This is a genomic window from Alcaligenes nematophilus (genome assembly GCF_026344155.1).
In the GTDB taxonomy this organism is placed as follows: Bacteria; Pseudomonadota; Gammaproteobacteria; order Burkholderiales; family Burkholderiaceae_B; genus Alcaligenes; species Alcaligenes phenolicus.
Map to the genome: position 1 here is coordinate 19838 of NZ_JAPKMZ010000010.1, position 20233 is coordinate 40070.

Annotated in this window: 15 protein-coding genes; 6 read left to right on the plus strand and 9 right to left on the minus strand. The window is 56.4% G+C overall.

The annotated features are described in order from the left end of the window. Nucleotides 1-59: 59 nt before the first annotated feature. The 9 genes from OSH04_RS19460 to OSH04_RS19500 all read right to left on the minus strand — a co-directional run bounded on the left by OSH04_RS19460 (nt 60) and on the right by OSH04_RS19500 (nt 12297). Nucleotides 60-1724 (minus strand): AMP-binding protein, encoded by a 1665-nt coding sequence (locus OSH04_RS19460; protein ID WP_035269577.1) that lies wholly within the window; start codon nt 1722-1724, stop codon nt 60-62. Between the two features lie 23 nt (nt 1725-1747). After that, the gene (locus OSH04_RS19465; RefSeq protein ID WP_026484838.1) at nt 1748-2320 is read right to left on the minus strand and encodes a chalcone isomerase family protein; all 573 of its coding nucleotides are present in this window, start codon (nt 2318-2320) and stop codon (nt 1748-1750) included. A 19-nt stretch (nt 2321-2339) separates the two neighbouring features. Then, the gene (locus OSH04_RS19470) at nt 2340-2858 is read right to left on the minus strand and encodes a DUF4442 domain-containing protein (protein WP_026484839.1); all 519 of its coding nucleotides are present in this window, start codon (nt 2856-2858) and stop codon (nt 2340-2342) included. Between the two features lie 9 nt (nt 2859-2867). Next, the gene (locus OSH04_RS19475; protein ID WP_035269579.1) at nt 2868-4193 is read right to left on the minus strand and encodes an OmpP1/FadL family transporter; all 1326 of its coding nucleotides are present in this window, start codon (nt 4191-4193) and stop codon (nt 2868-2870) included. A 125-nt stretch (nt 4194-4318) separates the two neighbouring features. Further along, nucleotides 4319-6262, minus strand: coding sequence for a 3-hydroxyacyl-CoA dehydrogenase NAD-binding domain-containing protein (locus tag OSH04_RS19480; protein ID WP_083055322.1), 1944 nt, complete (start codon nt 6260-6262; stop codon nt 4319-4321). After that, nucleotides 6259-7554, minus strand: a complete 1296-nt coding sequence (locus OSH04_RS19485; protein ID WP_266109098.1) for an acetyl-CoA C-acetyltransferase — start codon at nt 7552-7554, stop codon at nt 6259-6261. The genes OSH04_RS19480 and OSH04_RS19485 overlap by 4 nt, the downstream gene beginning before the upstream one ends. Next, on the minus strand, nt 7551-9896 hold the full coding sequence (locus OSH04_RS19490) for an acyl-CoA dehydrogenase (RefSeq protein ID WP_026484842.1): 2346 nt from the start codon (nt 9894-9896) through the stop codon (nt 7551-7553). Before OSH04_RS19490 ends, OSH04_RS19485 begins: the two co-directional genes overlap by 4 nt. Before the next feature lie 213 nt (nt 9897-10109). After that, nucleotides 10110-10763, minus strand: coding sequence for a TetR/AcrR family transcriptional regulator (locus OSH04_RS19495; protein WP_083055325.1), 654 nt, complete (start codon nt 10761-10763; stop codon nt 10110-10112). Between the two features lie 106 nt (nt 10764-10869). Next, a complete protein-coding gene (locus OSH04_RS19500; protein ID WP_083055327.1) occupies nt 10870-12297 on the minus strand; it encodes an NAD-dependent succinate-semialdehyde dehydrogenase in 1428 nt (475 codons plus the stop codon). Between the two features lie 849 nt (nt 12298-13146). Here OSH04_RS19500 and OSH04_RS19505 point away from each other — a divergent pair. The 6 genes from OSH04_RS19505 to OSH04_RS19530 all read left to right on the plus strand — a co-directional run. Further along, nucleotides 13147-14664, plus strand: a complete 1518-nt coding sequence (locus OSH04_RS19505) for a TolC family outer membrane protein (protein WP_080747981.1) — start codon at nt 13147-13149, stop codon at nt 14662-14664. Between the two features lie 43 nt (nt 14665-14707). Next, nucleotides 14708-14929 (plus strand): hypothetical protein, encoded by a 222-nt coding sequence (locus OSH04_RS19510; protein ID WP_022983326.1) that lies wholly within the window; start codon nt 14708-14710, stop codon nt 14927-14929. Then, nucleotides 14907-17096, plus strand: coding sequence for a type I secretion system permease/ATPase (locus tag OSH04_RS19515; RefSeq protein ID WP_026484846.1), 2190 nt, complete (start codon nt 14907-14909; stop codon nt 17094-17096). The genes OSH04_RS19510 and OSH04_RS19515 overlap by 23 nt, the downstream gene beginning before the upstream one ends. 71 nt (nt 17097-17167) lie before the next feature. Then, nucleotides 17168-18454: an HlyD family type I secretion periplasmic adaptor subunit gene (locus tag OSH04_RS19520; protein WP_230940577.1), complete on the plus strand. Its 1287-nt coding sequence runs from the start codon at nt 17168-17170 to the stop codon at nt 18452-18454. A gap of 108 nt (nt 18455-18562) precedes the next feature. Beyond that, a complete protein-coding gene (locus OSH04_RS19525; protein WP_266109099.1) occupies nt 18563-19177 on the plus strand; it encodes a response regulator transcription factor in 615 nt (204 codons plus the stop codon). A gap of 175 nt (nt 19178-19352) precedes the next feature. Beyond that, nucleotides 19353-20233: retention module-containing protein (locus tag OSH04_RS19530; RefSeq protein WP_266109100.1), on the plus strand; the 881-nt coding region annotated here is incomplete at its 3' end.

Genomic DNA, 20233 nt, shown 5'->3' on the forward strand with positions numbered 1-20233 from the left:
TTAATGAAAAAGGGGCATAAGCCCCTTTCATCTTGGTCTAAGCGCGTGCGAAATACGTGTTATGGACGCAGTTCCCGACGCAGGATTTTGCCCACATTGGTGCGGGGCAGATCGTCGCGGAATTCGACAATACGCGGGGCCTTGTAGCCGGTCAGCTCCTTGCGGCAAAAGGCAATCACGTCTTTTTCCGTCAGCTCGGGATTACGGCTGATGACATAGAGCTTGACGATTTCGCCTGCTTTTTCATCCGGTACACCGACGGCGGCGGCCTCGACAATATCTGGGTGCTGGGCGGCGACCGCTTCCACCTCATTGGGGTAGACGTTAAAGCCCGAGACCAGAATCATGTCTTTTTTGCGATCCAGCAGGAAGACATAACCTTGCTCGTCCATATAGCCAATATCGCCCGTGCGTAAAAAGCCGTCGCGATCAAAGACCTTGGCGGTTTCATCGGGACGTTGCCAGTAGCCGGGAGTAACTTGCGGCCCGCGAATGCATAGCTCGCCCGTTTCGCCCAACGGCAGGTCGTTCTGATTTTCGTCGCGTATGCGTATGTCGGTAGAAGGAACGGGCAGCCCGATTGAGCCGGTGAACTCTTTTTTATCCAGCGGATTGATCGTGGCTGCTGGTGAAGTTTCAGTCAGTCCATAAGCCTGGGCCAGGGGTTTGCCGGTTGCTTCCAGCCAGCGCTTGGCGACCACTTCCTGCACTGCCATACCGCCACCCAATGTAAAGCGCAGCGAGGAGAAATCCAGCTTGCGGAACTCGGCATTGTTCAGCATGGCATTAAAGAGCGTGTTCACCCCCGTAATGGCAGTAAAACGCAGCTTGGACATGTCCTTGATCATGGAGGGAATGTCGCGCGCGTTAATGATCAAGAGGTTCTCCGCACCCAGACGCAGAAACACCAGCAGGTTCGCGGTGAAAGCGAAGATATGGTAAAGCGGCAGGGCAGTAACAACGCAGTCGATCTGGCCTTCTTTCAAATAGGGGCGAATCCAGGACAGGGCCTGGCTCAGGTTTGAAACCAGATTGCCATGGGTCAGGATGGCTCCTTTTGCAACGCCCGTCGTGCCCCCGGTGTATTGCAGGCAGGCAATATCATCGTGGGTCAGCTTGACCGGGGCCGGTGCGCGGCCTCGGCCCTGAGCCAGTACGGCTTTGAAAGAGACGGAGCCAGGCAAGGACCAGGCAGGCACACCTTTTTTAATGTGGCGCACCACTTGATTGACCAGCCAGCCCTTGAAGCCGCCCAGACAATCCCCCACGCTGGTCACAATGACTCGCTTGATGGGTGTTTCGTGCAGGATTTCCTGCAGCACGTGGGCAAAGTTCTCCGCAATGATGATGGTTTCTGCGCCGCTGTCTTGCAGCTGGTGGCGCAGTTCACGGGCCGTATACAGCGGGTTGGTATTGATAATGGTGGCCCCGCTGCGCAACACCCCATACAGACTGATGGGGTACTGCAGCATATTGGGCATCATCAGGGCGACACGGTCGCCTTTTTTCACGCCTTGGCTTTGCAGCCAGCTGGCCAGGGCCAAGGCATTGGTCGACAGTTCGCGGTAGCTCATGCGTTTGCCCATGCTGATATAGGCAGTGCGCTGCGCGAACTCGGTACAACTTTGTTCAAATACATCCAGCAAGGACGAGTACTGCTGGGCCTGATCTTCGATAGTGGCAGGAATACCGGCGGGGTAGTTCTGCAGCCAGACTTTATCCATGAAGCGCTCCGAGGCGTGTAGGTTCAAGACAATCCCAGCAGGGCCTTTTTGAGCGATTCTTGGGCAGGCTTCTTGCCTAGCCAGATTTTCAACAAAGCAGGGGTCAGATCAGGGTGAGAGAGCTCGCCCAGCGTCTTGTCGTTGAACAGGATCTTGACCTGAGGGGTGTGCATGTCCAGCACCACAACGTCGCCTTCCTTGGCTTCACCCACCTGGCGCATCAAGTCTTCAAATTGCTTGATGACAGGGTCCAGTTCTTGTTTTTCAGGATCAGTCAGGTTGCTGTGAATGCCGTCTTTCAGGGCATCGATCAGGGTTTGGGCATCCAGGTCGCGTTTGAGGACTAGCCGGATCTGATGCGGTCCGGGGGATTGAATAATGGCCTCGGCATCCTGGGAAGGCGAAGCGGTATACAGGGCGGCGACGTACACATCAAAAACAACTTTCTTGCGCAGGCCTGCCCCATTCAGTTTCAGGCTTTGCTGCTCGACGGTGACCGTGTCTGGCACGGTGACATTCGCAACAGTAGCGGCCTGGGCGGCGGGTAGCCCCAGGGACAGACTTAAAATCAGGGCGGCACAGCGGGGGGTAAACATGAAGCGGTCCTCCGGCAAATTAGCGTGATTGTGATTTCTGCTTGTAGAAGTGGGCGTCGGCGATATAGATGGTGCGTTCCACCGTGGTGTAGATCTGGCCTTCGGGGTCCTGGATCTGCACGGTAAATGTGGCTTCAGCCTCGTGGTATTGGTCTAGCTGTCCTCGTATTGCGTCCAGTTCATCTGGATTGATTTGAAAATTGGCGTACAGAGTCTGGTAGCCGGGGCGGCGATACTGAATCTCTGCATTCTTGTCCCAGACAATCACATGGCGTTGCAGCCCAGCCAGAAGCATGGTGGCGTGCACGCCGTCTGTAATGGCAAACAGGGAGCCGCCAAATAAAGAGCCATTGATGTTGCGAGTGCGACGACGCAATGGCAGGCGTACGACGATGTGTTGCAAGTTCGCTGAAACTTTGTGGACCCGCCCGCCGGTTGCCCGGAAGGCGGGGTGCCAGTTAAAGCCCAGCTGCAAAAAGCGCGCACGCCATGTGGGGGGTAGGCGTGCGAGCAGCTCCATGCGGCGACTGCGGGCCATAGTGCATCCTTAGAAGCGATAGCTGAACTGCACGCCCAGGATGTCGCCACTGTTTTTGTAGGTACCGCGTGTCAGACCACGACCTTTCAGATCCGTGTTGTTGTTCATGTCGGTATTTTTCAGGAACAAGTGGGTGTAGCCGATATCCCAGGTGGCGTTCTTGCTGGCACGATACTGAGCACCCAGGGACACCCAGTAACGATCGCTGTCAGGCAGGGCGGTTGGGCGGTAGTTCTTGTCGCGAACGGGGGATTGGTCCCAAGCAATACCACCCTTGAAGGTCCACTGCTCGTTGTAGTGGTAGTTCGCACCCAGGGCGACGCGCCATGCGTCCTTGAACTTCAGTTCCAGACCGGAATCCTTGGCACCGGGGCCGCTGTTTTCAATGGTCAGACGCGGGATGCTGCTCCAGCCTGTCCAGGACACATCGGCCAGCAATTGCCAGCGCGAGTTCAGGTCGTGCACCAAGCTGACAATGGCGGTGTCAGGCAGCTTGATGGTGGCTTCTGCGTCCCAATTGATGTTGGGGGCAGGAATGCCAGCCGGCACGTTGCGGTTACGCAGTTTGGTGTCGCCATCAGCCGTGATCTTGATTTGCGAGCGATAGGAAACGCCCAAACGAGTGCTGGGGGTAATTTGGTACAGCAAACCGGCATTCCAGCCCCAGGCGTCGCCCTTCATCTTGACGCGGGTGTCCATGTCCAGTGGACCCAAAGCCGGGTGATAACCAACCGGGGTAGCCAGACGGTAGTCCGCATCAATGTGCAGCCAGTTCACACCCACACCGAAGGACAACTGATCATTGACTTTGTAAGCCACCGACGGGTTGACGTTGACGGTTTCAATGGCGAATTTCTCGGAGTGGTAGCGTCCAATCCAGCCTTCGTCGTATTCAGTTGTCAGACCAAAGGGCACACCAATACCCAAACCGATCCACCATTTCGGCGAGAGTTGATGGGACAGATAAATATTGGGTACAGGAGCGACTTTACCGGCATCGCCACCTGATCCACCCGTTGCAGGTCGGCTGGCCCCACCTGTCAATGCCAAGGGATCCGTACTGCCTTTATCCGAAAATTTGAAGGTGGGTTTAATGACGTTGATACCAGCCGAGAAGTTGGTCTCGGGCAGCAGAGTCATGCCAGCTGGGTTGAAGTAGATCGTGCTGGCATTTTCACCAATGGCGGCCGAGCCTGCGTAGGCATTGCCCAGGCCGCTCGCATTTTGTTCGAGCAAGTTAAAACCAGCCGCATGGGCTTGACCCATTCCCATGCTCATTCCCAGAGGAATCAGCAAGGCGGGGATGGTACGCAAAGCTACAACCGTCTTTTTCATGTCTCTTCTCCAAGGTATAGGTGCGACGTCTGACAGAGGCTTATGACAAGTTTTAAAACACCTGTTTGTTTTCTATGGTGCATGACCTAGGCCAATCGGCGTATAGGTATTTGTGCCAATCCGAACTAATTGCGTTGTTTTTGTGTTGCTTTGTAATGCAGAGGGCCCCCTCTGAATGGAGCAAAGCCGGTACCGAAAATCACGCCTGCATCGGCCAGATCGTCGTTCTCCACAACACCGATGCGAACCTGGTGTTCGGTCTGTTCGATAAGTGGTTTGATCAAGCGATCTGCCAGACCGCTTGGGACTGTTCCCGCAGGGGATTTCTGGGCTTTGCCGTCTTTCCAGGTGTAGAAACCCTGGCCGGTTTTGCGACCCAGTTCCTGACGGTCCAGATGGGTTTTCAGGCAGGCTGGCATGGCCGCCTGCTGGCTTAATTGGGCACCTGCATCACGGGCAATATCCAGGCCCACGGTGTCGGCCAATTCAAGCGGGCCCATAGGCATGCCGAACTGCAGCATGGCTTTGTCCACGGTGGCCGGGTCCAGCCCCTCGTCCACGCAGCGCATGGCTTCCAGCATGTAAGGAGCCAGCACGGCATTGACCAGAAAGCCGGGGCTGTCTTTAACGGGCAGGGGCAGCTTGCCAATCTGGTTCACAAAGGCGTAGGCAACGCTGCGCACTTCCGGGGCCAGCAACTCGCTTTCCACCACTTCAACCAAGGGCATGCGAGAGACCGGGTTAAAGAAGTGAATGCCTACCAGTCGTTCCGGATTGATCAGGTTCAGGCTGAGCTCGGATAAAGGCAGGCTGGAGGTATTGCTTGCCAGCACAGCACCGGGCTTTAGCAAGGGCTCAATGGTGGCGTACAGGCTGCGCTTGGCATCGGCGTTCTCGAAGATGGCCTCCAGAACCAGATCTGCCGACGGGATGCCGTGGCCGTCCGGGTCCGGGATCAATCGGTCCAATGCGGCTTGTACCAGTCTGCGGTCTTTGAGACGGCGCTGGAACAGCTTGGCGGCACGACCTTGTGCCTGGGCGATACGCTTGCGGTCCTGATCCTGCAGCGTCACACGCATGCCTTTCAGCGCACATACGGCGGCAATATCGCCCCCCATGACACCCGCACCGACCACGTGAATATGCTTGATCTCCTGAGTCGACGAATGCTTACCTACGCTTTTCAGACGCTCTTGCAAATGGAAGACACGCAGCAGATTGGCTGCGGTGTTCGAGCGGGTGATTTGCTCGATCAGCTCGGGAGCCTTCAAAGCATTACCGTTGTGCTTTTCCCAGATCTCCAGGATGGCACGGGGCGCCTGATAGTGCTGATAGGGATCGCGCTTTGCCAACTGCTTGCGTACCTGATTAGCAACCAGGGGGCGTAGCAGCTTGGTATTCATCAGGCGTGGCAGACCCTTGGCGCGCCGCGGCTTCTTGCCACTGAGCACCTGTTTGATAGCAGCTTGCTTGGCCAGACGGACGGGAACGCAGGCATCGACCATACCCAGACGGGCGGCCTTGCGGGCATCCACGCTTTTGCCGCTCAGCATCAAGTCCATGGCGGCGGCAGGGCCTATATATTCAGGCAGTCGCAACATGCCGCCCCAACCGGGAAAAATACCCAGCATCACTTCAGGCAGAGCCAGGCGTGTATCGTCCTGATCTACAGCCAGGCAATAACGGCATGCCAGGGCCAGCTCCAGACCACCGCCCAGGCAGTGGCCTTGCACCAGCGCCAACGTGGGGTAGCTCTGCTTGGCCAGCTTGTTGAAGACGGTCCAGCCGCGTGTGACCAGTGCCAAGCCCTTTTCAGGGTTGTTATTGTGTTCCGAAAACTCGTCAATGTCCGCACCGGCTACAAAACCGGCAGCTTTGCCGGAGTAAATGATCAGTGCTTTAGGAGGATGGCTGCCCAGGTAGTCCAGCGCCTGGTTCAGCTCCTGCAGAACGGCTGCCGAGAGTCTATTGACCGAGCTGCCCACGCAATCGATTTTCAGCCAGGCAATTTGCTGATCGTCCGTGTACAGCGTGAAGTTTTGCAAATCCAGGGTAGCGACGGGCATCATGATTCAGTTCCTTGCAGCGATTCGATCAGCATGGCACCGCCTTGTCCGCCGCCAATACAAATAGCGGCCATGCCCAGACGCAAGTTGCGACGACGCAGGGCATTCAAGCAATGCAGCACAATTCGGGCTCCGGAGGCACCCACCGGGTGGCCGATCGCAATGGCGCCACCGTCCACATTGAGCTTGTCCATATCCAGCAGACCCAACGCATCACGACCCAGATGCTTTTGGCACCACTCCTGGTTGTCCCATGCAGCACGACATGCTAGTACCTGTGCTGCAAAAGCCTCGTTGATTTCCCACAAGTCCGGGCCATTTAGGGCCAGGCGGTTGCGTTCCAAAATGGGTGTCGCGGCGAAAACAGGGCCCAGGCCCATGGTGGCTGGGTCCAGACCAGCCCATTGCGCATCCACAATGCGGCCAATGGGTTTGAGTTGATGTTCCTTGACGGCGGCTTCACTGGCCAGAATCAGCAGGGCTGCGCCATCGGTCACCTGGGAGCTGTTGCCAGCCGTGATATTGCCCCAAGGCGGATCAAAGACTGGGCGCAGCTTGGCCAGTTTCTCGGGCGTGGAGTCTTCGCGTACGCCATCATCTTGCGGGTAGTTTTTACCGCGTGTGTCGCTTAACGGCACGATTTCTTCAAAAGCGTTTTCTTGCTGGGCACGCAAAGCCAGACGGTGGCTGCGGGCCGCAAACTCGTCCATATCCTGACGACTGATACCAAATTCGTGCGCCAGAATTTCAGCGGTTTGCCCCATGGACAGGCCAACGACGGGATCCGTCAGCCCTTTAAGCAGGCCGATCACTGGTTTCAGATAGGACAGACGCAGACTGCGCAGCGCTTTCAGACGTGCACCCAGGCTACGCGCTTTGCCCCAGGTGGCCAGCCAGCGCACCATGTCGTCGCTGAACAGGATGGGGGCGTGAGACAGCGCATCAACGCCACCGGCCAGCACCAGATCCGAGCGGCCGGTTTGAATGGCCTGTACGCCCGAGTCCAGTGCCTGCATACCCGAGGCGCAGTTACGCATCACGGTCCAGCCCGGCACTTTGTGACCTGTGCCCAGACGCAGACCCAGAACCCGGCCGATATTGGTTTCATCGGGCGAGGGGGCGGCGCAACCCAAGATGACCTCGCTTAGCTGCGGGGCCTCAAAGGGTTGGCGCAGCAACAGCTCGCGACCCGTTTGCACGGCCAGATCTCCAGCAGAGAAGGGGCCGGGCGCATTGCGCGCTTTCAGAAACGGGCTGCGTGCGCCGTCAAAAATATAGACCGGTTGAAAACTCATGCTTGGCTCCCACTGGCGGCTTCAGCGGCAGGATTTTCCCGACGCAAATCGAAGGGGAAATCATCCACGGCAATAACCCGATCGCGCACGATGTCGCGGGCCTGGATTTGCTCGTATTCCTGAGCCGTGATGCCACCGGCCTGAAAGACGGCTTCGGCCAGATCGCGTACGTTGGCTTTGGGGTTGTCCTGCAATTGACCGCTTTTCTCGAACTGACGGATTTTGGCGTCAATATCGCGGGTGTTCAGCGAAGCCAGCAGGGCCGCTTCAATCGCACCGACGGGTTCCATATCGTCGTCAGGCAGGTAGGTGTCGTAAGTCAGGCGATCACGAGTGGCGCCGGGCTTGGTCAAAAGTTTGGCAACAGTGTGGTCCAGCTTGTCATCAGGGCCCAGACGGCGCAGACCCAGAGGAAAGACCAGGAAGCGCAGCACGGCCGCCAAAGGACGGTTCGGGAAGTTCTCCAGTACTTTGTCCAGAGCGTGTTGAGCGCGCATCAAGGCGTCTTGAGCCGCCCAGTGAGCCAAAGGTGCATCTTCCTGTTGACGACCTTCGTCTTGGTAACGCTTGAGCACGGCGCTTAGCATATACAGTTCGGACAGCACATCCCCCAGACGCGAGGACAGGCGCTCGCGCATTTTCAGGGAACCACCCAGAACCAGCATGGAGGCATCGGCCAGCAGGGAGAAAGCAGCACTGTAACGGCTGGCCTGGCTGTAGTAGGTGTGCATGGCCTTGGAGGTGCCGGTAGGGCCACTTAGCAATCGCCAGCCACCCAGGCCCAGCCAGAAGGAGCGGCCTGTATTGGCCAGTGTGTAGCGGATGTGTGCCCAGAAAGCCTGGTCAAATTTACGCAAACCGGCTTCGCGGTCAGGGTTCAGTGCAGCTGTCATCTCTTCCAGAATGAAAGGATGGCAACGAATCGCGCCTTGGCCAAAGATGATCAGGCTGCGCGTCAGAATATTGGCGCCTTCCACCGTAATGCCGACGGGAATTTGCTGGTAAGCCCGGCCCAGGAAGTTGGAGGGGCCAAGGCAAATGCCTTTACCACCAATGACATCCATACCGTCATTCACCACAATACGACCACGCTCGGTCACATGGTATTTGACGATGGCGGAGACAACGGAAGGTTTCTCGCCCAAGTCCACGGCAGCTGCCGTCATGGTGCGGGCCGCATCCATGGCGTAGGTGTGTCCTGCGATACGGGCCAGAGCCTCTTCCACGCCTTCAAACTTGCTGATGGCGCTGCGAAATTGGGTACGGACGGCGGAGTAACCGCCCACGGCGCGGCTGGTTAGCTTGGCCATGCCAGTAAAGGAGGAGGGTAGAGAGATGGAGCGGCCAGCAGCCAGACATTCCATCAACATGCGCCAGCCCTGGCCAGCCATGGCGGGGCCACCAATGATGAACTCCAGCGGCATGAACACGTCTTTGCCACGGGTGGGGCCGTTCATGAACATGGCGTTCAAGGGGAAGTGACGACGGCCAGTGTCCACGCCGGGGTGGTCGCTTGGAACCAGGGCGCAGGTAATGCCAATGTCTTTTTCGCCACCTAGCAAACCGTCCGGGTCATATAGGCGGAAGGCCAGACCCAACAAGGTGCAAACCGGAGCCAGGGTGATGTAGCGTTTGTCCCAGGTGACGCGCATGCCCAGCACTTCCTGACCTTCCCATTCGCCCTTGCAGACAATCCCTACGTCAGGAATGGAGGCGGCGTCCGAACCGGCCCAAGGGCTGGTCAGTGCGAAAGCGGGGATGTCACGGCCATCAGCCAGGCGGGGCAAATAGTGTTGTTTCTGCTCGTCGGTACCGTAGTGCAGCAGCAGTTCTGCCGGGCCCAGCGAGTTGGGCACCATGACCGAGACGGACAAGGCCGAGTTACGGGTGGAGAGCTTGGCGACAACCGCCGAGTGCGCTTGCGCCGAAAAACCGCGACCGCCGTATTCCTTGGGAATAATCAGGCTGAAGAAGCGGTTTTCTTTCAGGTAGTTCCAGACCTCGGCAGGCATGTCGAAGTCTTCCTGGCTGACTTGCCAGTCGTCAATCATGGCGCAAGCCACATTGACTTCATTGTCCATGAACTGGCGCTCTTCATCGGTGAGCCGGTAGGCCGGATAAGAGCTCAGGGTATTCCAGTTGGGTTTGCCGCGAAACAGCTCACTTTCCCACCAGACCGTACCTGCTTCCAGCGCATCGCGCTCGGTTTGGGACATGGCAGGCAGAACGCTGGAAAAGGCGCGGTAGATTGGGCGGCTTAGCCACTTGGTGCGTAGATTCCGGTTTTTGAGAACGTAGACGCAGCCAAGCACTAGCACTATCAATAGCAAGGTCACAAACATAGCAACTCCGGACTAGCTCAGAAAAAAAAAGAAGAAGGCCCCCACGCTGCGCCTTCGGCTTGTTGCCCCCCGAGGGGGCACTTTTTACCGGGGGCGCCGAGCTTTGGGAGCGACCCGGCGGTAAAACCCCCTCATGCTGCACCTTCGACTTGCTGCCCCTAAGAGAGGGGCGCGGTTCACCGTGGTGTAGCTTGGTGGTCAGGGCCGTTCAGCTTAGGTGCTGGTGGGTAAAGGAGCTCGTAATCCACCCAGCAGGAAACTCATCAAGCGCTGTTGCAGTTGTTGCTCACTTTCCGGGCTGTCGCTAAGGGGTAATTGCAAAGCCCGACGCAGTGATTGGGTGCCCATCAAGGCATAAGAGGTGGCACCCAGCATGAAATGGAATCGCCAGATGATTTCTTCTTCAGGCACGGTAGGCAGAGCTTCATGCAAAGCCTGCTTGAAGGGCAGGAAGATGGCGACTTGTTCGTCCCAACAGATGGACTGAATGAAATCCTGCGGCGCCGGGCGGTCCTGCCCCGGCAAAGGAATAAACGAGCGTGGGGCGCCGTTGCCTGAACCTGCCAAGCGTATCAGTGGGCCAAAAAAGGCATCCACCACCTGGGATGCTTTCAACGGACCTTCACCGGCTTGCTGGCGATAAAACGCCAGTTTTTCCAGGCGCTCTTGATTGATGCTGTTCAGGCGGCGCTGGAACACGGCCTGTGTCAGTCCGTCTTTACTGCCAAAGTGATAATTGACAGCCGACAGGTTCACCTTGGCTTGCGCCGTAATCTGGCGCATGGAGGTATTTTCGTGGCCATACAGCGCGAAAAGATGTTCGGCTGCATCGAGAATGGCGGACTGTGTCCGATCAGAGCGTTTCACCGTTATTTCCTAATTTCAAACGAGTGTTTGAATAATGTAACGGGAATGCGCAGTTAGTACAGTAGGGGTTCACCCTAGCCCCGCAAAGCGGGGCCAGGAGCCAGTCTTAGATCTGGGTCACAAATTTGGTGACTAAGTATCCGTCAAAGGTTTCGGCACCGCCTTCGCTGCCAATGCCGCTGTCCTTGACGCCGCCAAACGGAGTCTCGGGCAGGGAACTGCCGAAGTGATTGATATTGACCATACCGGATTCCAGTTCTGTGCCCAGTCGATGCGCGTCTTGCAAGGATTGTGTAAAGGCATAGGCCGACAAACCGTAGGGCAGGCTGTTGGCACGGGCGATGGCATCGTCCAGATCGCTGTAGCGCGTCAAGGGGGCGATGGGGCCAAATGGCTCCTCGGTCATGACCAGTGCATCGTCGGGCAAATCCGTCAGCACTGTGGGCGAGAAAAAGAAACCATCGCGCTTGATCTGTTCTCCTCCCAGCAACACTTTGCCACCCAGAGAGCGGGCGTTGTCGACAAACTTTTGCATCATGGGCAGGCGGCGCTCGTGAGCCAAGGGCCCCATTTGCGTATCCGGGTCCAGACCATCGCCCACTTTTACATTGGCCAGCTCTTCGGTGAAGCGGTCCACAAATGCAGTGTAGATATCGTCGTGGATATAAAAACGCGTGGGTGAAATGCACACCTGACCAGCATTGCGAATTTTGAAACGAGCCAGCTGACGAGCAGCGCGGGCTACATCGGCATCAGGCAGGACCAGCACAGGCGAGTGACCGCCCAATTCCATGGTGATGCGTTTCATATGGGCACCGGCCAGTGCAGCCAGTTGCTTGCCTACAGGTACAGATCCGGTAAAGGAGACTTTACGCACGATGGGCGAGCGGATCAGGTAGTCCGACACCTCCTGTGGCACACCCCAGACAATATTTAGTACACCCGGAGGCAGGCCCGCATCATGAAAGGCTTGGGCAATAGCCATGACCGCACTGGGGGAGTCCTCGGGGCCTTTCAGAATAATCGTGCACCCAGCACCGATAGCCGCGCAGATCTTGCGAATGGCCTGGTTGTAGGGAAAGTTCCAGGGCGTAAAGGCGGCGCACACCCCGATGGGCTCGCGCAGAACCATTTGCTGCACTTTGGGGTTGCGGGCGGGGATGACGCGGCCATAAATACGGCGGCACTCCTCGGCGTGCCAATCCGCATGGTCCGCGCAGGACATGATTTCGCCTACCGCCTCGGCCAAGGGCTTGCCTTGGTCCAGTGTCAGATTGCGGCCAATTTCCTGGGCGCGTTCACGCGACAGTTCCGCGACCTTGCGCAGGATCGCGCTGCGATCCATGGGCGAGCTGTGACGCCAGCTTTTGAACGCGTCCTGGGCGGCGTTCAGAGCCGCGTCCAGATCCGCCTGGGATGCCAGCGGCAGTTGGCCCAAGGTGCTGCCATTGGCAGGATTGATGACGGCCTGGGTCTGGCGACCTTGTCCATCCAGAAATTGACCATTGATATACAGGGCCAGGTGTTGATACATGAGCGGCCTCCAAGTTGTCTGTGTTGCTAACTAAATACGTACCGTTCGATGGTATCGGGCGAGCAGAAACGGGACAAGCGTGGGCGGCGGATATTGCAGCAACGGATTGTTCAGAGAAGCTACAAACGGGCGCGAAACAGGGAGCCCTTCAAGAAACCGTTATAAGTTTTTGATTTCATATCTCTTTTTGAAGGCCTGACAAAGAGATGAAAACCGACATCAAGCTGCAATAAGAAATCGTTACAAGTGCAGCATTCTTAATGTGAGCGATTGTTATATTTTTAACGATGAAAATATTTTTATCGCCTGGTGATAACTTGGTTTTATCTTGATGTAACCTAAATGCTTATTAAGGTGAAAGTTTTTTGTAGATTATTACCAACGATCGCGCCACGTGGGATAAGCGCAACAGTTATTGCTTAAGCGCCTAATCGCCCGAAATCGTTTAATTTCAGTGTATTGTTGCCTTTTTTATCACGGGCTATTTATCATTTTTAACATTGTCGTCCACGAAGCCCCTTGTAATCTAAGATACAATTTGTCCCGTGATCTACGTGATGAGTTTCACTATGCGTCACGTAAAAAGTCACAATCAGACACAAGGTTATGCTCCAAGAATACAGGTCAGAAGCCTGTAGCTCCGCCTTGTCTTGCCCCGGTCCATTATGAACATACTGCTGCGGCTGGCGATGTACTTGCCAGTCTTAGATGTAAAGCCCATGTGCAATACATAGGTGTTGGGCCCTCGGGTGGTGTTTCTTTCGCTTTGTTTGAGCGACACACCGAACCCATTCTTCTTTCATTTTTGTACTTAAATTTGATCTGGCAATGCGTTGCAACGCTGACGTAATGACGTCTGTTGCGAACGCGGCACAGGATCTTACGGAGGCCGACGTGCGTGGTAAGAAAACTCTAACGGTAAGTGCGCTGCTGACAGCGCTACTGCTGGCGCAACCAGCGCTTGCCCAGCAGGAAAACAGCTTGAGCTTCAAGGACAGTATTGAGCGGGCAATTATGTCCAATCCTGAACTTGGCGCTCGCTTCCAGGATTTCCAGTCTGCGCTTGAAGGTCAGAACGTTGGCCGTGGCGCCTTGTTGCCCGAGGTCAATGCCCAGGGTTGGGTTGGCAAAGAGTGGCGTGGCAGCACCTCCGGTGCTCCGTCTACCGACTGGTCCCGCAGCGGCTACAGCCTGCAACTGCGTCAGTTGATTTTTGATGGTTTCTCCTCGATCAACCAGGTTCGTCAGTTGGGTTACGAAAAACTGGCTACCTACTACGAGCTGCTGGCTTCGGTAGATTCTCTGGCTCTGGAAGCGGCCAACGCGCACATTGATGTGCTGCGTTACCGCGAAATGGAGAAGCTGGCCCGTGAAAACTACGGCATGCACATGAACATCCTGAGCCAGATTCAGGAACGTTCGGCATCCGGCGTGGGCCGTGGTGTGGACCTGGAACAGGCTTATGGCCGCCAGTCCCTGGCTCAAAGCAACATGATGACCGAGGCCGGCAACCTGAACGACGTGCTGCAACGCTACCGTCGCATTGTGGGTGTGGCTGCTCCTGAAGTCATGCAAGCGGCCCCTAGCCTGAGCGAGTCGATTCCTGCCAATACCACCGACTTCTTGCCATCCTTGCGCACCAGCCCCGTGATTCTGGCTAAGCAGGCTTTGTATCAAGCTGCTGAGTCGGGCAAACACGTGGCTCAAGGCCGCATGTCGCCTACTTTGGAATTCCGTGCTGCGACAGGCAAGGACAAGAATGATCCTCCCGGTTCCGCATACCGCAACTCGCAAAGCAGCAACGTGCAGTTGATGCTGTCGTACAACCTGTTCCGTGGTGGTGCCGATGCTGCTCGCATCCGTCAAACCACAGCTCAGCAGTACGCTGCCCGCGACGTGCGCGATTACACCTGCCGCAACGTACAGCAGGATCTGGCCGTGGCCTGGAACAACATCGAGCGCCTGCGTGCTCAGTTGCCGTTCCTGAAACAACACGAACTGGCTACGTCCAAGGTTCGCGTTGCTTACATGCAGCAGTTCCAGATCGGTCAGCGCTCCTTGCTGGACTTGCTGGATACGGAAAACGAACTGTTTGATGCGCGTCGCGCTCTGGCCAATGCCACTTACGACCTGCAACAAGCCGAATACCGTTGGTTGACCTTGTCGCACCGTCTGGTGTCGGCAGTTGGACTGTCCCAGCCTTACTCGGAGCAGCCCGAAGAAGCCGCCAAGCTGGACTTCCCCGAAGAGGCATTCAAGGCATGTATGACGCCTGTTCCAGATACCAGCAACCTGACCCCGGTTTCTGTTGATTACCGCGACGGTATGGCTCCGCCAGTCCTGCGCGAGAAACCAGCCGGGCTGTAAGTAGCTGCTTCTTGGCGTTATTGGATAGTGAAGGGAGGCACGTATGAGTCAGAACGAAGATGACTACAAACAAGAGCTCTCAGTCTCGGATGCCAGTTTTATCCGAGTGCTGGAGGATTTGATTGACGCACTGGTTGCTAACGGTGTGCTTCGTATGACTGATCTGCCTCCCCAGGCCTTGGCCAAATTGAACGAGCGCAAACGTACCCGTCAACGCCTGCGGGATTCGCTGGATTTGATTAATGACGATGAACCACTCATCTGACAGCACGACACAAGCAAGCGGGCAATACAGTATCCCGCCTCATCTGACGCATGATGATCCTCTTCTGACCTGCCTGGCAGAGATTACCCGTATCCACGGTAATCCTTGCACGCCGCAGCACTTGTCTGCAGGCTTGCCTTTGCAGCGTGGGCGTTTGACGCCTGCCTTGCTCAGTCGAGCGGCCGCGCGTGGTCATTGCACGGCCCGAGTATGGCGTCGTGCCTTTACCGAACTCGACACCAATCTGTTCCCGGTTATTTTGTTGCTGAACAATAACCGGGCATGTGTGTTGCTGGGGCTGGAAGAAGAACGTGCCCGGGTGCATTTCCCGGAAAGTGGTAGCCCCAGCGAAATTAGCCTGGAAGATCTGCAAGCGCAGTACTCCGGGCTGTTGGCCGTGGTGCAGCCGGATTTCCGCGTCGAAGCGCGTGCCAAAGATGGTGTGGCCCCCATGAAGGGCAAACACTGGTTCTGGACAGCCGTAGTGCAAAACTGGCGGCTGTATCGCGACGCCATTGGCGCTGCCTTGCTTATCAACCTGTTTGCGCTGGCCATTCCGCTCTACACCATGAACGTGTACGACCGGGTGGTTCCCAACAAAGCGATTGAAACCCTGTGGGTGCTGTCGATTGGGATTGGGCTGGTGCTGGTCATGAACATGGTGCTCTCCAGTGTGCGAGCCTATGTAGTTGATGCTGCCAGCAAACGGGTGGATATTCAGTTGTCTGCGCGGATTATGGAGCGGGTGCTGGACTTGCGCATGGAGAACCGACCGCCGTCGGTGGGCTCTTTTGCTGCCAATCTGCGCTCTTTTGAATCGGTGCGCGACTTTATCGCTTCGGCCAGTTTGACGACACTGGTCGATTTGCCATTTGTGCTGCTGTTTTTGGCTGTGCTGGCCTGGATCTCGCCCTGGATGCTGATCCCGCCCGTTGTGGCCATTGTGATCATTCTGGGTATTTCCTGGTTTGCTCAGGCACGTATGGAACGCCTGACCAAACAGACCTTCCAGGCTGCTGCCCAGCGTAACGCCGGCCTGGTCGAATCCCTGGCTGGTATGGAAACCTTGAAGGTCCTGAATGCGCAAAGCAATGCGCAGCGCGACTGGGAGCAGTCCACCGAGTACCTGGCTCGTCAGGGTGCGCGTATCAAGATGACTTCCACCCTGACCGTAAACACGGTGCAGATGCTGCAGCAGATGGTCACCATCAGCGTGGTGATTATCGGGGTGTATCTGGTTCAGGAAACCAAATTGTCCATGGGGGGCATTATTGCTTCCTCCATGATTGCAGGCCGTTGCCTGGCTCCTTTGGGGCAAGTGGCTGGCTTGATGATGCAGTATCAGAATGCCCGTACCTCCCTGGGTTCGGTGGATTCGTACATGAATATGCCGGTAGAGCATCCTGAAGAGCGTCACTTTGTGCCACGCCCTTATCTGGAAGGCTCTATCGAGTTCCGCAACGTTAGTTTCAGCTATCCCGGCACTAATCAGAACGTGCTGGATAAGGTCAGTTTTTCTTTGAAGGCTGGCGAGAAGATAGGGATTATCGGCCGTATTGGCTCCGGCAAAACCACCTTGTCCAAGCTGATCCTGGGGCTGTACAAACCGACGGGCGGCACCGTTGTGCTGGACGGAATTGATAGCCAGCAGATTGACCCGGCAGACGTGCGTCGCTCCATGGGCTATGTCTCGCAGGACCCCACGCTGTTCTATGGCACTTTGAAACACAATTTGCTGATGGGCACGCCTTACGCAACTGACGATCAAATGTTGGCAGCGGCTCGTCAGGCCGGGGTGGATGATTTCGCACGACGCCATCCTGATGGCTACGACATGATGATTGGCGAACGCGGCGAATCCCTCTCGGGTGGTCAGCGTCAGGCTATCGCTGTGGCTCGTGCCTTGATCGGTAACCCGTCCATTCTGTTGCTGGATGAACCCAGCAGCAATATGGATAACCAGAGCGAATCAGCCCTGCGTCGCAGCCTGCATAAAGAATGTGAGGGCAAGACAGTTGTGCTGGTGACCCACCGCACCGCCTTGCTGGAGCTGGTGGATCGCCTGATCGTGATGGATATGGGGCGTATTGTGGCGGATGGTCCTAAGGATCAGGTCATTGCCGCCTTGCGTAGTGGGCAGATTGGTAAGGCCCGGAGTGCAGCATGAAAATAAAGAACCTGACCAATTGGGTGCGTGCGCAACTCCAGGACACCAATTCCCCACCTCCTGGTAGCAATATGCTCAAAAACGCATCGTGGACGGCTCGTTACCAAGATGTACGGGGTTCCACGCTGCTGATCTGGTTGACCTTGCTGGCCATCAGCCTGCTGATTGTCTGGGCCAGTTTTGCCAGCATTGATGAAGTGGTGCGTGGCGAGGGCAAGGTTGTGCCATCTCGCCAGGTCCAGATTGTGCAAAGTCTGGATGGCGGTGTGGTGGAAGAAATTCTGGTACGCCCTGGCCAGTCCGTAGAAGCGGGCGAAGTGCTGTTGCGTATCGATCCTACCCGTGCCTCGTCCTCCTTGGGCGAGAACGAAGCCGAGTCCTTGTCCTTGATGGCCAAGGCAGCTCGACTGGAAGCGATTGCTGCCGATCAGCCCTTTGATATGCCCAGTGAAGTGCTGGAAAAAGCCCCTGATCTGGCAGAAATGGAACGCCGCGTCTGGCAGGCTCGTACCGAAGAGCTGCGCTCCAATATTTCGGTGGCTCAGGAACAGCTGAACCAGCGTCAACAAGAATTGCGTGAGACGCAGGCCAATCGTGATCAGGCCGCGTCCAGTTGCGGGCTGACCTCGCAAGAACTGCAAATGACACGTCCTTTGCTCAAAAGCGGGGCGGTGTCCGAAGTGGATTTGCTGCGTCTGCAGCGTGATGTGGCTCGTTACTGCGGTGAGCAAAAAGCAGCCACGGCACAGATCAGCCGTATTCAGGCCTCGATTCAGGAAGCCCAGAACCGGATTGGTGAAGTGGAAATTACCTTCCGCAATCAGGCCCGTACCGAACTGGCTGAAACACGTGCCAAGCTGGCTTCCCTGGAGCAAGGCCAACGTGCCCTGGCCGACCGTGTGCGCCTGGCTGAAGTGCGCTCGCCCGTGCGCGGCACCATCAAGACCCTGTCTGCCAATACGGTCGGCGGTGTGGTGCAGCCCGGTAAAGACATTCTGGAAATCGTGCCTACTGACGACACCCTGCTGTTGGAAGTGCGTATTAATCCGCGCGATATCGGGTTTCTGCACTCAGGCCAGACTGCCGAGGTCAAATTCACCGCCTATGACTTTGCTGTTTATGGCGGCTTGCCCGGTGTGCTGGAACAGACCAGTGCCGACACCATTACCGATGAAAAAGGCAATTCATTCTATATAGCTAAAGTACGTACGGACACGGTGTATGTCGGTGACGATAACCGTCCAATCTTGCCCGGTATGGTGGCCGAAGTGCACATCATGACTGGCAAGCGGACTGTTATGCAGTACTTACTCAAACCTATTCTCAGGGCCAGATCCAACGCATTCAGAGAGCGTTAAGGCTGATTGGTCCGTTGGGGGAGTAGCGCTGACGATAGAGGTGTAACACCCGAGTCAGACCAAGAGCTGATGGCATATAGCTCGTGTTACCAGTAAGGGAAAAGCGGTATGCGACAAGTAAATTCGGTTTTATTTCTGACTGCCGATGAGGCGTTGTGGCAGCATTGGCGTCATCTGGATTCGGTCACCTGGCTGCCCGCCAGAGGGCAGGGCATGGACGATTTATTGCGTTGGAAACAACAGCAGCGTGATCTGGTGGTGGTCGATAGTGCCCTGGCTTTGTGGAATCATCCCCAATGGTCCAAGGCTGTGCAGGGCATGAAGATTATTGTCGCCAGCCCACGTCCTTTGGATAGCGAAGGTCAGGCCGTACTGGCCCTGGGGGCTCGTGGTTACATTCACGCCTACAGCTCGTCGCCTTTGCTGGTGCAGGCGCTGGACCACGTGGCTAGCGGGCAGGTTTGGGTTGGGGAGTCCTTGCTGAGCCGTTTGCTCAGCGACGTTACCCGTCGTCTGGAACCCAAGGCGGGCTGGGAAAGCACCCTGACCAGCCGTGAAGTCGAGGTTGCGCAACGCGCCTCGCTGGGCCACTCCAATCAGCTGATTGCAAAGGACCTGGGCATCACCGAGAGAACGGTTCGCGCCCATCTGCAGGCGGTTTTTGAAAAGCTGGATGTAACAGATCGTTTGAGGTTGGCGCTAAAAGTACACGGCATAGCCTAAACCCCTGCTCGCCGTCCCGTTCGTATTGTTAAGTAAGGTCAATAACAATAAATAAAACAGCGAACTGGCGGCGACGCCAATATCGACTAGCGGACCAACTCGCTATTCTCTGATCAAAGAAAGTCCATTTCTGACTGCTGCTTGGCGGCAGTCTTTTTTTAGGAATCAGACAGTCATGGCACTGGATACTGTTTTAGTGACACGAGTTGAAGGTACGGCATGGATCCGTACCGCCGATGGCTCCAAAGTAGCTGTCAAAGAAGGGATGCGCGTCCCTGTTAATGCCGAGATCATCACCGAGACCGGCGCCAGCGTCGAGCTTGAGATCCCTGGCAGCCCATCGATGACCATTTCCGATAACCGCTCCTTCCTGGTCAGCGGCGATATCGCAGAAACCGATGTGGACCCAGTAGCCGCTGCTCTGGCCAACCCGAACGACCCAGCCATTACGGCTGTGTTGGCCGCTCTGGAAGCTGGCGATGACCCATTCTCCCAACTTGACCCAACCGCTGCCGTATTGACCGGTGGTGGCGAAGGCGGTGGCAGCAGCTTCACCCGCCTGGTCAGCATTGTGGAAACCACACGCCCTCTGGCCCTGGAATACCCACGTCCTGGCGTGCCCACCGTTGAAAACGTGCGCTTGGGTGGCTACAGCGGTACTGGCGAAGAAGAGGCCGGTCCTCTGGTTCCTCCCTCCGTTACTGTCAAGATCAATGACGACGGCACCGTTACCTTCACATTTACTGAAGTGCCATTTGGCTTTGATATCGAAGATATCGTGGTCACCGGCGGCGGTCGCATCGAAGGTCTGACACCAGACAACAAAGATCCCAAGACCTGGACCGGAACGCTGGTTCCCCCACCGAACTACGAAGGTGAAATCACCGTCAAAGTGCCTGACGGTAGCTACACCAACGAAGTTGGTACCCCAGGTAACGGCGGCGAAGACACGACCACGGTCGACACGCTGCCCCCAGAAGCTGAAATCACGATCGATTCCATTACTGAAGACGGCGTCATCAATAAGGAAGAGTCCGAAGGTGATGTAACTATTAC